Below are 13,629 nucleotides of genomic sequence, written 5' to 3' on the forward strand. Positions count from 1 at the left end.
CACTTATTCAGCTATCTTTATTACAGAAACTAGTGGCCACAAGTATTTTTCATATTACTAACAATATCTGTATAATGTTCTGTCTATGACAAAAACATTGTAGGGTAATTAATTTGAAACTATGGAAATCAAGAAAACACCCAAAGCGAACCTGGAAAGTAAGAAACCGACTTGGTTACTTATAGGTTATGTAGTTGTATTGGCCTTCATGTTCATTGCATTCGAGTGGACGCGTGATATCCGGATTGACACAAGCGGCGGTATCATCGAGAATGTATTTGAGCAGGACATGGAAATTCCTATTACCACGCAACATGAACTGGCTCCACCGCCACCACCTCAGGTTACTCCTATTAACGATGTCTTGACAATCATTGATGATGATGCCCAAGTGGAAGAAACCACTTTCAGATCTACGGAGGAAACAGGTGAAGATGTGGAGATAAAACACATCTCCGTTACCGTAGAAGAGGATGTGCCTGTAGAGGATGAAATCTTTGAAGTGGTGGAAGAAAAGCCTGATTTCGCCGATGGTGGTATGATGGGACTGATGCGTTATCTGCGGGATAATATGAAATATCCTACCGTTGCTCAGGAAACGGGTACACAAGGGCGCGTGACTGTGCAGTTTGTCGTAAACAAGGATGGTAGCATTGTGGATGTTAAGGTGGCAAAGGGTATCGATCCTTATCTGGACAAAGAAGCCGTTCGCGTAATCTCCTCTATGCCGAAATGGAAACCGGGTAAACAGCGTGGCGTTCCTGTACGTTGCAAATTTACGGTTCCCGTTACGTTCAAATTGCAGTAGTGAAAGTTGTTAATACATGAGAAAAGAGATCGCCCGACTTTAATTGTTAAAGTTGGACGATCTCTTTTTGTGTATCAGTATGATATGAACTTGTGGAGCGTATGAGACTCGAACTCATCACCTCGACACTGCCAGTGTCGCGCTCTAGCCAGATGAGCTAACGCCCCGTTTCATTCTTTTGCCAACGTTTGCGGTAATTCCCACATTTTGGTGGCGCAAATATAATGCATTATTCTGAAATAATTGCTATGTTTGCGAAACAAAGTGAAAGAAAAAAATATGCTGATCTATAATACAACCTATCAAGTAGAAGAGGGACAGGAAGATAACTTCCTGATCTGGATGAAAGAATTTTATCTTCCCGAAGTGGAAAAGGCCGGTTCGCTGCACGCACCACGTATGGTTCGTGTATTGAGCCATCGTGAAGAGGGGAGCACTTGTTATTCCCTTCAGTTTGAAGTGGAAAACTCCGGTATACTGCATCGTTGGCATCTGGAGCAGGGGACTAAACTGAACGAAGAGCTGGTGAAGATATTCAAAGATAAAGTGGTCGGTTTCCCGACTCTGATGGAGGTGATAGAGTGATACAGCCGGTTAAGGAAAAGATAATTCTGGGTATCGACCCCGGTACGACCATTATGGGATATGGTGTGTTGCGTGTGCGGGGAACAAAACCCGAAATGATAGCTATGGGGATTATCGACCTGCGTAAATTCGGCGACCACTATCTTAAACTGCGTCATATACACGAACGGGTATTGAGTATCATCGAGAGTTATCTGCCTGATGAACTGGCTATTGAAGCCCCTTTCTTCGGAAAGAACGTGCAGTCGATGCTAAAACTGGGACGTGCGCAAGGCGTGGCAATGGCTGCTGCCCTCAGCCGGGATATACCTATCACTGAATATGCTCCTTTGAAAATAAAAATGGCTATCACCGGAAACGGACAGGCTTCCAAAGAACAGGTGGCGGACATGCTGCAACGCATACTCCACTTTGCAAAAGAGGATATGCCTACTTTCATGGATGCCACGGACGGTCTTGCCGCCGCTTATTGTCACTTCTTGCAAATGGGACGTCCCACGGTGGAGAAAGGATATCATGGCTGGAAAGACTTTATCGCCAAGAATCCCGACAAAGTGAAGAAATGAATCTTCCGGTACTAATCACTGAACAATTAATCATAAAAATAACTACCATGAAACTGAATGAACTTGCCTTGATTGGAGTGGCCGCAGCTACAGTGACCAGCTGTGCTCCGACAAAGAATGAGTACGCGTCTTATGAGTTGTATCCCGTCCGTTCGGGTAGCCTGACGGAAATGGAGTATACACCCGGAGTGACGAACTTTACGTTATGGGCACCCACTGCCGATGAAGTACGCCTGATGTTGTTTGATGCAGGCGATGGCGGTCACGCTTACGAAACTATTTCGATGACGCCCGACAAAGAAGGAACCTGGACTGCAAAAGTGGAAAAAGACCTGTTGGGGAAATTCTATACATTCAATGTGAAAATCAATGATAAATGGTTGGGAGACACTCCGGGAATCAACGCTAAAGCAGTAGGGGTGAACGGAAAACGTGCCGCCATCATTGATATGGAAGCGACCGATCCCGAAGGTTGGGCAAATGACAAACGTCCGGCACTGGCTTCTCCGGCAGATGCAATTATTTATGAAATGCATCACCGTGACTTCTCTGTAGACCCTTCATCCGGTATTCAGAATAAAGGCAAGTTCCTTGCTTTGACGGAAGAAGGAACATTGAGCCCTGAAAAGCTGGCAACGGGTATCGATCATCTGAAAGAATTAGGTGTGACGCACGTACACATCCTGCCGTCATACGACTACGCTTCTGTAGACGAAACGAAACTGGATGAAAATAAATACAACTGGGGATATGACCCGCAGAACTATAATGTGCCTGATGGCTCGTATTCTACCGATCCTTATAATCCTTCTATCCGTATCAAAGAATTCAAGCAAATGGTACAGGCATTGCATAAGGCTGGTATTCGTGTAGTGCTGGATGTGGTCTACAATCATACTTTCAATACCGCTGAAAGCAATTTTGAGCGTACGGCGCCGGGGTATTTTTATCGTCAGATGCCCGATGGAAGTTTCGCTGACGGTTCTGCATGTGGCAATGAAACGGCAAGTAACCGCCCCATGATGCGGAAATATATGGTAGAATCCGTATTGCATTGGCTCAACGAGTATCATCTGGACGGTTTCCGCTTCGACCTCATGGGCATCCATGATATTACGACCATGAATGAAATCCGCAAAGCAGCTACGGCGGTTGACCCGAGTATCATTATTTATGGTGAAGGTTGGGCGGCTAAGGCTCCCCAGATGCCGGAAGATTCGTTGGCTATGAAAGCAAACACTTACCGTATGCCGGGTATCGCCGCATTCTCCGATGAAATGCGTGACGGTTTGCGTGGCCCGTTCAATGATAATCATCAGGGCGCTTTCCTCGCAGGAGTTCCGGGCGGGGAAGAGAGTATCAAGTTCGGCATTGTCGGTGCCATCAAGCATCCGCAAGTAGATAATGACTCGGTGAACTATAGCAAGGCTTCCTGGGCGGAACAGCCTACACAGATGATCAGTTACGTTTCTTGTCACGATGATATGTGCCTGGTAGACAGGCTGAATGCAAGCATTCCGGGTATTACTCCGCAGGAGTTGGCTAAATTGGATAAATTGGCGCAAACGGCTGTATTCACTTCACAAGGTATACCGTTTATCTATGCGGGTGAAGAGGTGATGCGCGATAAGAAAGGCGTGCATAACAGTTATGAAAGTCCCGATTCCATCAATGCCATCGACTGGAAACGCAAGGCCGAACATGCGGATGTATTTGCTTATTATAAAGGATTGATACAGTTGCGCAAGAATCATCCGGCTTTCCGTATGGGAGATGCCGAACTGGTACGTAAACATCTGGAATTCCTTCCGGTAGAGGGAAGTAATCTGATCGCTTACCGTCTGAAAGAAAATGCCAATAGCGATGCTTGGGAAGATATCATTGTAGCGTTGAACTCACGTAAGGAACCGGCTAAGCTGACAGTTCCCGAAGGTAAGTACACAGTGGTTTGCAAAGATGGCTTCATCAGTGAAAACGGATTGGGTATGCTGTATGGTCCGGAAGTGATCGTTCCCGCTCAATCGGCTTTGATTATCTATAAATAAAGTGTATATCGCACAGGCTATTCGGATTTTCCGGTACCCATGAAATAATTGTCGCCCCTACAAGTCGCAAAACTTGTAGGGGCGAATCATTATAGCCCGTGATACATAGAGTGAGAGTTTCGGGCATTTATATTACAGTTTGTGTTATTCGTTAGCAATATCCGCTTTTCAGATTGTTTCGCTTTATTTACTAATTCAAAGTTGGTACATTGGGGCGGTTATATTGCTAATGCCTGTTCAGGAGATACTGATTGTTTCTTAATAAATGATTTTACTGTTTTGATTGATGGGGAAGAGGATGGTTGGCAAATACGCGCACCAAAACCGACATACTTCTGGCAGAAGCAGCCGTCTATAACCATACTTATTGTACCTACGCTTGCAGGCCAATATCTTTTAATGAGTGTTTTGCCCATCCTTATTAATATGTTATTGATACATGTCTTTAGATAAAACAGATTTTTCTCGGAAATTGTTTCCCAATATATGGATTATTTTTCATACGATTTGATTAAAAATGGGATATTTGATGAAAGTACCCCTCTTTTTGCCTGAATAAAGGGAAAACTTGGTATCTTTGCGGTATATTACTAAGCAAAATACGTCTAAAATGATGCAACCATATACTATATGTCTGGCGGAAGGTGTAGCCCGTAATCCGCTTGTTCGTTTAGCTGCACCCGTTTCAGTTTCTTTTCCGGCAGATGAACACATTGCTATCGTAGGTCCCAACGGTGCCGGTAAAAGTCTTCTGGTGGATATGCTGATCGGTAAGTATCCGTTGAAGGAAGGAATTTTGACTTATGACTTTTCTCCTTCCATTTCGCAGACGGTTTATGACAATATCAAGTATATTGCTTTTCGTGATACGTACGGTTCGGCTGATGCCAATTATTATTATCAGCAACGCTGGAATACCCATGACCATGACGATGTGCCGCTGGTCAGGGATATGCTTGGAGAAATCAAGGATGAAATGTTGAAGCAGGAACTCTTCGAGTCGTTCCGCATCGAACCGATGCTGGACAAGCCGATGATTCTACTCTCCAGTGGCGAACTGCGTAAGTTTCAGTTGACGAAGGCTTTGCTGACGGCTCCCCGTGTTCTTATTATGGATAATCCTTTTATCGGCCTGGATGCACAGACCCGTGAGTTACTGAATACTTTGCTGGAAGGTTTGGCAAAACGTTCTGCCGTACAGCTGATTCTTGTGCTCTCCATGATGGATGATGTTCCCGCTTATATAGGTAAGGTGCTGCCGGTAGCTAATCGTACGGTGGGACAGATGATGCAGCGCGATCAATATCTTACTATATTCCGGAATGCAGACGTGCCTGCTCCCGAAGATTTGCAGCAACGCATTATTGATTTGCCTTACGATAATACCAACTACGTTTCTGATGAAGTGGTGAAACTGAATAAGGTAAGCATCCGCTACGGTGACCGCACCATTCTGAAAGAGTTGGACTGGTCGGTGATGCGTGGTCAGAAATGGGCATTGAGTGGTGAGAATGGCGCGGGAAAATCTACTTTGCTCAGTCTGGTTTGTGCCGATAATCCTCAGTCGTACGCCTGTGATATCAGTTTGTTCGGAAGAAAGCGGGGTACGGGCGAGAGCATCTGGGAAATAAAGAAGCATATCGGATATGTCAGCCCTGAGATGCACCGCGCTTATCTGAAAAACTTGCCGGCTATTGAAATCGTGGCTTCCGGTTTGCACGACAGCATCGGACTGTATAAACGTCCGAAGGCTGAGCAAATGGCTGTCTGCGAGTGGTGGATGGATATTTTCGGTATTGCTGCCCTGAAAGACAAAGCTTTCCTGCAATTGTCCAGTGGTGAGCAGCGCCTGGCACTTCTGGCACGTGCTTTCGTAAAGGATCCGGAATTGCTGATACTGGATGAACCGCTTCATGGACTGGATACCTACAACCGCCGCCGTGTGAAGAAGGTAATTGAGGCATTCTGCCGTCGTCAGGATAAGACTATGATTATGGTCACTCACTATGAAACGGAACTTCCCGCCAACATAACCAATCGCCTGTTCTTGAAACGTAACCGCTAATACCCCACCCGGATAATGAGAAAACTGTTACTTCCTTTTTTGATACTTTGCCTTCTCATCTCCTGCAACGGGGAGAAAAAAATCGCAACTATCGAAAGGCCGCAGATAAAACCTGACTCTACCTCTATCGGAAGGGTTTTGTTCAAAAAAGGAAGATTGCTTGCCGGTGATTCTTCGAAAATAGACAGCACACTGTTTTACCTGAGGCTGGCTGAACGCTTCTTTAAAGAAGATGCGGATAAGGCGCAGGTAAACCACTACATTGGTACTGTTTATGTGAGAAGAAATGAATCGGACAAAGCTATTGATTATTTCCTAAAGGCCAGTCGTACAGCACAAGAATGGCAGTATGGCTATATTTGCCAGGAAGTAGCCAATCTCTATACAAGAATCGGACGCTACCGGGAAGGGATAGCCGGTCTGGATTCTATCCGAAAGATAATGGATAATCGCCGGGCAGTGCCTTATTATCATTTGGCAAAAGGAAATCTGTGGGCAGGGATTTGCGAATACGATTCGGCCGTTATCAGTTACCGTATTGCAGCTACTTCGCTAAACCGTTGGGTTACTGCCATTGCATCCCGGCGATTGCAATATCTGTATTCTTCCCTGGGAAAAGACGAGCAGGCTTTTAATGCGGCAATTTTGGCTGATGAACAACTTATGAAAGAGTTGCGGCGGGAAGAAACTATCAAGAGCCAGACGATGTATGAGAAAGCAAAGTTGGAGAATGAATTGAATCGCCTGAAAATAGACAAACAAAGGCGAGAGATAGGACTTCTGACTTTGGGACTTTGCTGTGCGATGGCGTTTGCAGTGACTTATATTGTTTGGCAACGCCGCAAACGGCAGATGTACAAACAACTCTGGCGGGAAGAGTCCTTGCGATTGGAACAAACCGAACAGCTCCTGAAGCAATCGGAAGAATTGAGTGAACTGCGTGAAAAGGAGAATCTACTTCGTGAATCGTTGTTCCGCCGTATGAAGTCGTTCCATAAAATTCCTTCTTTGGAAAAAGAAGACGAACTGTTGGAAGAAGAGAATGGCAGCCAGAACCGTCGCATAGCATTGTCCGACGAGGAGTGGGAAGATATACGGCAGACGGTGGATGGTAGTTATGAGAATTTTTCAGTGCGTCTGCGGGAGTCTTTTCCGAGATTGAATATGAAAGACGTCTATTTCTGTTGTCTGGTGAAAATCAATGTCAGTATTAAAGACCTGTCCGATATCTATTGTATCAGCCGCACCTCTATCAGCAGGAAGAAGCAACGGATGAAACGGGACAAACTGGGACTGACGGAAAACAATGAGACTTTGGATGATTTCCTGCGCCGTTTTTAGGTTTTTGTCTATATGATTATTTGCCTGTTCCTCTCTGCAAGCCTACCTTTGTCCCATTGTTTCACACGAAAAAAAATGAATCATGAAAAACAAACAATGGAAAAGAACAGGATGGGTGGCAGGCCTGATGTTCGGTTTATGTCTGAGTTCCTGCACAAACGAGGGGCGTAAAACTTATGCGCTGGACGCACAGCCGGTAGTCGGTTCGGTAGAAATGGTGAATGGAGATTCTGTATGGGTTTGTAACCTTGCAGCCATAAAAGATACCGCAGTGCTTCCGCTGAGTTGTTTTGCTGAAGAATTGCAGATTGTAAAATTGGACAACCGGGATGAGGCATTGGTGCCTGTGCGTAATGTGGTGATATCCGACAATTATATTATGGTATGGGGGAGAGACCAGACTCCTTTCAAGCTATTCGACAAATCAGGTAAATTCCTTTGCAATGTCGGTTCTGTCGGGCAAGGCCCCGGTGAGTATAAACTGATATATGACGCTCAGGTCGATGAGGCGGGCGGACGAATCTATCTGCTTCCCTGGAATGCCAAAGCCCTGTTGGCTTATGACATGAAAGGACAGCCCGTGCAGAGCATTCCATTGCCTACTTTAGTGCCGAAAGGTGTTTTCAAGGCGAATACGAAAGACTCTTTGCTTTCCGTTTTTCTCCTACCTTTCGAATATCTGCCTAACGTGGCATGGACACAGAAGTTCAACGGCGAAATAGTGGATACCGTACCTTCGCGGTATTTGGCTGTAAAACCGGATTTCAGTAATGAGGTATATAGTAATAAGAATGGTGCAGACTTTGATGTTTCTCTCTTTGTGTTCTGGGGGCGCCGTCCGGATAGCCTTTATCATTATGCCAATGGGCGTTTGAATCCTCGTTTCACTCTGGATTTTGGCAAGCAAGAGATTCCAATTCATGACTACAAAGAGTTGCCGTATCATTTTCTGGGCAGTACGTCGGTGGAAAAACAACTTGATGAAAGGCATTTCACAACTGAAGTTCCTGTTGATTTCATTATGGACAAACGAACTTTGAAAGGTGCATTCTATAAGGTGGAGAATGACTACTTGGGCAATATTCCTATCCAATGGTTCCCTTACAATTGTTCAAACGGGTATTATGCAGCCAATATGGAACCGGCTACCCTGAAAGAAATGCTTGAAAAATATCTGGCAGGAGCAACAGACATTTCCACTGCCGACCGGGAACGTATGCAAAAGCTGGCGGATAGTATTCACGAAAATGACAATAACTATATTTTGTATGCTAAATTGAGATAAGTGATGAAACGCTTATTCTGCGTCATATAATCCTCCTTGTCATTCTTCTCTGCCTGCAAATCGCGGGCGGAGAAGAATCCGCTTTTTCTCTACACATTGCCCGAAAATAAATAAGAGAAACAGAAACGGTTGCCACATTTATAATTTTATTATATTTGCAGCCGTTATGATGAAGTATGTACTTTTATTTTGCGCGTTGTTAGGTGTATTCCTCATGTCCGGATTCGACTCTGCATCCGACGGTATGAAGGAACACAAGGCGCTTAGTACGATAGATTTACAACAGGCAGAAACGCAATGCAACTTCTCTAAGGCAGATACGGAGCAATGTAGAAAGATTGTTTATGGCGGGGAATATACAGACAGAGCCATTGGCAACGTAGTAACTTCAGTCTCACGTTGCAACCTTCCTTCCTCCCAGCTTCTCCGATTCAACACTTCCTCCGTCATTGCTAAAATAGTCAAGTCCTTAAAAGTTTCCCTTCCCGAAGAAAAAAAAGTCTCTTTTCCATCCTGTATATCTTTAACTCAATATTCCAGCAGATACTATATCTATGCGTTGAGGCGTATTATTATTTAAATGTTCTTCTTTTTTTCGCTATAAGGCAGTCCCATGTCTTATACATCCCTTCATTTACTCTGTTCATACGTATTCCTGACGTAAGGAATAACCGGAAAGTTATGTCTTTACTGTGGGGCGTATGTGTGGTTTGTGTATTTAATAATCAATATATTATGGAATTTCTATTAGACTTTATTCTCCACATTGACCAGTATATGATAAGTATTGTGCAGGAGTACCACACCTGGACTTATGTGATATTGTTCCTGATCATTTTCTGCGAAACCGGACTGGTCGTTACCCCTTTTCTGCCGGGGGATTCTTTACTCTTTGTAGGTGGCGCGATAGCTGCACTGCCCGGAATGCCGATTGAAGTGAATATTCTTGTATTAGTATTGTTCCTGGCCGCTGTGTTGGGAGATTCCTGCAATTATATGATAGGGCATTTCTTCGGGCGCAGGCTTTTCAATAATCCCGATTCCAGAATATTCAAACAGAGTTATCTGGATAAAACACATGACTTTTACAAAAAATATGGTGGCAAGACTATCATTATAGCCAGATTTGTACCCATTGTCCGCACCTTTGCACCATTTGTGGCAGGGATGGGTAAAATGCACTATTACTATTTTATGCTTTACAATCTGGTGGGTGGTGCTCTTTGGGTAGCGCTTTTCTGTTATGCCGGATATTTCTTTGGCGACCTCCCGTTTGTGCAGGAGAATCTGAAACTGCTGATTGTAGCCATTATCGTGATTTCCATATTGCCTGCCGTTATAGAGGTGGTACGGGCAAAGCTTAAATAATCAAACATATTGGACTATTAACCTGTTTTTGAGCTAAGTATCTCAATGACACTTAATAGAGATAAAACGGCATTAATAGAAAACATTTTACGAATTTATCTGTTTTATATAATGTGGAGATGCGTCAAAAGTCACTTAGTGCATTCCGGGCGAATAATCATTTGCCGACATATAGTGCTATACTTTTGATGCAGCCCCGTTATTTTAATCACAAAAAACTGTTTATGCCATGAAGTTCTTTATTGACACTGCAAATTTAGACCAGATTCGGGAAGCCTACGATATGGGCGTTCTTGACGGAGTGACAACCAATCCCTCGCTAATGGCGAAAGAAGGTATCAAAGGAGTAGAAAACCAGCGGAAACACTATGTAGAAATCTGCGACATCGTGCAAGGAGACGTCAGCGCCGAAGTAATCGCTACAGACTATGAAGGCATGATTAAAGAAGGCGAAGAACTTGCCGCCCTCAATCCCCATATTGTAGTAAAAGTGCCCTGCATTGCCGACGGCATCAAGGCTATTAAATATTTCACTTCCAAAGGCATCCGTACCAACTGTACACTTGTGTTTTCCGTCGGACAGGCATTGCTGGCTGCCAAAGCGGGCGCCACATATGTATCTCCTTTCGTGGGACGCCTGGACGACATCTGTGAAGACGGCATCGCGTTGGTAGGCAAGATTGTGGAAATGTACCGTTATTACGGTTTTACCACTCAGGTGCTTGCCGCTTCCATCCGCAACACGGCGCACATCGTGCAGTGTATTGAAGTGGGTGCCGACGTGGCAACCTGCCCGCTTTCTGCCATCAAAGGATTACTGAACCACCCTTTGACGGACGCCGGACTGAAAAAATTCCTTGAAGACTATAAACGTGTAAACGGATAATAAAAAATACTCTATAAGCCTATCTTTCACGGATTTCTTGGATAATATTGGCGAAAAATAGAATAAAACAACTATTTTTGCGCTCAATATGAATATAAAATGAGAAAAAGCTGATGAAAGAAAGGCTTATAGGATTGATAAAGACGTATATTCTTTTCGTCTGTATCTTTATACTACAGAAACCGTTATTTATACTTTACTACAGTTCTTTGTACGCAGGTACTTCTTGGGCAGACCCTTTCCGGGTTATGTGGAATGGTTTGCCTCTTGACCTCTCACTTGCCGGATATCTGACGGCTATTCCCGGATTCCTCTTTATCGCTTCCGCCTGGACGCTTTCCAGTACACTCCGCCGCATCTGGAGCGGTTATTATCTTTTCATTTCCATTCTGCTCGCTGTCATTTTCATTGTTGATTTAGGATTATATGAATATTGGGGCTTCCGCTTGGATGCTACACCGCTATTCTATTTTTTCTCTTCTCCTAAAGATGCACTGGCAAGTATCAGCATATGGCAGGTGTTGGGAGGAATAATTGCTATGGGGTTGTATGCATCGTTGCTATATGTCATATTCCTGTGGGTACAGAAAGGCACTTGGAAAAGCATGAAGCTGCCATATCGCCGTTTGTCGGTGTCGGGTGTGATGCTGTTGCTGACCGGTTTGCTTTTTATTCCCATCCGTGGCGGTTTCACCGTTTCCACCATGAATACGGGTAAAGTGTATTTCAGTTCTAATCAACGCTTGAATCATGCAGCTATCAATCCGGCTTTCAGCCTGATGGAGTCCCTTTCAAAACAGAAAGACTTTGGCAGTCAATACCGTTTTATGGAAGCGGCACAGGCGGATGAACTGATGAAGACGCTGGTGGACCCGATGGTGCTGGATAGTACGGCTGTCATTCCCGATACTTTGCGTACGGCTTTATTCAAGACGGAACGTCCGAATGTGGTGTTCGTCATATTGGAGAGCTTCTCTTCCAGACTGATGACCAGTTTGGGAGGCGAGCCGGATATCGCTGTCCACATGGACAGCCTGGCAAAAGAGGGGGTGCTCTTTACAAACTTCTATGCCAATAGTTTCCGTACAGACCGTGGTTTGGTGGCCGTCTTGAGTGGTTTTCCCGCACAGCCCACTACGAGTATCATGAAGTATCCCCGCAAAACACAGCATCTTCCCGCCATTGCAGGTAGTCTGCGTGATGCCGGATATCAGACCAAATACTATTATGGCGGCGATGCCGACTTCACCAATATGCGCTCTTATCTGATTTCTTCAGGCTTTGAGGGTATCGTTTCCGATGAAGACTTTTCTGTATCAGAGCGTTTGAGCAAATGGGGGGCACACGACCACCTTGTCTTCAACCGGCTTCTGGAAGATATCAAAGCCGAGCCAGCGGACAGTGCTTCCGCAAAGAGTGCCCGTCCTTTCTTTAAAGTGTTGCAGACTTCCAGCAGCCACGAGCCTTTTGAAGTTCCATACCGTCGTCTGGCAAATGACCGTCTGAATGCTTTTGCCTATACGGATAGTTGTGTGGGCGACTTTGTGAAGCGTTTCCGCGAATTACCGCAATGGGAAAATACAGTAATGGTACTGGTGCCTGACCATGTGGGTGCATATCCTGAATATCTGGATAACTTGTCGATAGAACGTTACCAGATTCCTCTGTTATTGATAGGCGGTGCAATTGCCGAGCCGAGGCGTATCGATGTCTATGCTTCACAGCACGATATTGCAGCTACTTTGCTGGCTCAATTATCATTGCCCCATCAGGAATTTACATTTAGTAAAGATATGTTGAATCCCGCTTCTCCTCACTTTGCATTCTTCACCGTTCCAGATGCTTTTGGTATGGTGACGCCGGACAATCAGTTGATGTTTAACTGCGAAGCCAATGCTACGGCAGTGGACGAAGGTACGGCGAAAGGGAAGAATCTTCTTCCGGGTGAGGCTTACTTACAGAAATTATACGATGATATAGCAAAAAGATAAGGCAATTTATGATATCAGAAGTCTTGAATGAGGTAGTCAATATAGACACCAATCTATTTCTTTCCATCAACCGGATGCATAGTCCGTTCTTTGATTATTTCATGAGCACTTTTAGTGGTAAATGGATTTGGGTGCCTATGTATGCTGCCATTTGGTATGTGATGTTGCGCAATTTTCATTGGAAAGTGATGTTGTTTTGCCTGATTGCTCTGGCGCTTACCATTACGATTGCCGACCAGGTGGGAGCTACCTTGATACGGCCTTATGTGGAGCGCCTTCGTCCTGCCAATCTGGAGAATCCAATTTCCGATATGGTACATATCGTAAACGGATACCGTGGCGGGCGTTACGGTTTCCCGTCCTGCCATGCCGCCAATACCTTCGGATTGGCATTCTTTGTCTGGTTTCTTTTCCGGAAGAGATGGCTCACGGTGTTCATCATGGGTTGGGCATTGCTTACCTGTTATTCGCGCATTTATCTGGGGGTGCACTATCCGGGCGATTTGCTGGCAGGTGCGCTTCTTGGCTTGCTGGCGGCATATCTGGTCTACCTTCTTTTTATGAAAGTGAGCGGGTATAAGACCATGAAGAAAGTGCTGCATATCAATGCACCTATATTAATAGGAGGGCTGACGATAGTGGGGATACTGATATACTCCACGGTCATGATACTGTAGTTTATAGAACGC

The 13,629-nt window shown here is 44.8% G+C and carries 12 protein-coding genes and 1 tRNA gene; 12 read left to right on the top strand and 1 reads right to left on the bottom strand.

Annotated elements, in window-relative coordinates:
- Positions 1-121: 121 nt before the first annotated feature.
- Positions 122-808 (top strand): energy transducer TonB, encoded by a 687-nt coding sequence (locus BUC01_RS04765; protein WP_025831126.1) that lies wholly within the window; start codon positions 122-124, stop codon positions 806-808.
- A 93-nt stretch (positions 809-901) separates the two neighbouring features.
- Here BUC01_RS04765 and BUC01_RS04770 read toward each other — a convergent pair.
- Positions 902-975: transfer RNA gene (locus tag BUC01_RS04770), tRNA-Ala, on the bottom strand.
- A 112-nt stretch (positions 976-1,087) separates the two neighbouring features.
- On the opposite strand from BUC01_RS04770, the gene BUC01_RS04775 reads away from it, so the two are divergent.
- The 11 genes from BUC01_RS04775 to BUC01_RS04825 all read left to right on the top strand — a co-directional run bounded on the left by BUC01_RS04775 (position 1,088) and on the right by BUC01_RS04825 (position 13,617).
- Positions 1,088-1,393, top strand: coding sequence for a DUF4286 family protein (locus BUC01_RS04775; RefSeq protein ID WP_025831125.1), 306 nt, complete (start codon positions 1,088-1,090; stop codon positions 1,391-1,393).
- Entirely contained in the window at positions 1,390-1,959 is a 570-nt protein-coding gene (ruvC, locus tag BUC01_RS04780; protein WP_025831124.1) for a crossover junction endodeoxyribonuclease RuvC, read from the top strand. Before BUC01_RS04775 ends, ruvC begins: the two co-directional genes overlap by 4 nt.
- A 47-nt stretch (positions 1,960-2,006) precedes the next feature.
- A complete protein-coding gene (pulA, locus tag BUC01_RS04785; protein ID WP_025831123.1) occupies positions 2,007-4,004 on the top strand; it encodes a type I pullulanase in 1,998 nt (665 codons plus the stop codon).
- 613 nt (positions 4,005-4,617) lie between these two features.
- The gene (locus BUC01_RS04790; protein ID WP_025831122.1) at positions 4,618-6,069 is read left to right on the top strand and encodes an ATP-binding cassette domain-containing protein; all 1,452 of its coding nucleotides are present in this window, start codon (positions 4,618-4,620) and stop codon (positions 6,067-6,069) included.
- 15 nt (positions 6,070-6,084) lie between these two features.
- On the top strand, positions 6,085-7,410 hold the full coding sequence (locus BUC01_RS04795) for a tetratricopeptide repeat protein (protein ID WP_073312888.1): 1,326 nt from the start codon (positions 6,085-6,087) through the stop codon (positions 7,408-7,410).
- 82 nt (positions 7,411-7,492) lie between these two features.
- The gene (locus BUC01_RS04800) at positions 7,493-8,695 is read left to right on the top strand and encodes a 6-bladed beta-propeller (RefSeq protein WP_073312889.1); all 1,203 of its coding nucleotides are present in this window, start codon (positions 7,493-7,495) and stop codon (positions 8,693-8,695) included.
- Positions 8,696-8,861: 166 nt separating this feature from the next.
- A complete protein-coding gene (locus tag BUC01_RS04805; RefSeq protein WP_073312890.1) occupies positions 8,862-9,275 on the top strand; it encodes a hypothetical protein in 414 nt (137 codons plus the stop codon).
- A 155-nt stretch (positions 9,276-9,430) separates the two neighbouring features.
- A complete protein-coding gene (locus tag BUC01_RS04810; protein ID WP_025831121.1) occupies positions 9,431-10,063 on the top strand; it encodes a DedA family protein in 633 nt (210 codons plus the stop codon).
- A gap of 229 nt (positions 10,064-10,292) precedes the next feature.
- Positions 10,293-10,949, top strand: coding sequence for a fructose-6-phosphate aldolase (gene fsa / locus BUC01_RS04815; RefSeq protein ID WP_025831120.1), 657 nt, complete (start codon positions 10,293-10,295; stop codon positions 10,947-10,949).
- A 113-nt stretch (positions 10,950-11,062) separates the two neighbouring features.
- A complete protein-coding gene (locus tag BUC01_RS04820) occupies positions 11,063-12,940 on the top strand; it encodes an LTA synthase family protein (RefSeq protein WP_073312891.1) in 1,878 nt (625 codons plus the stop codon).
- Positions 12,941-12,948: 8 nt separating this feature from the next.
- Positions 12,949-13,617: a phosphatase PAP2 family protein gene (locus BUC01_RS04825; RefSeq protein WP_073312892.1), complete on the top strand. Its 669-nt coding sequence runs from the start codon at positions 12,949-12,951 to the stop codon at positions 13,615-13,617.
- Positions 13,618-13,629: the final 12 nt, after the last annotated feature.

It is taken from the genome of Bacteroides stercorirosoris (assembly GCF_900142015.1).
GTDB classification, from domain to species: Bacteria; Bacteroidota; Bacteroidia; order Bacteroidales; family Bacteroidaceae; genus Bacteroides; species Bacteroides stercorirosoris.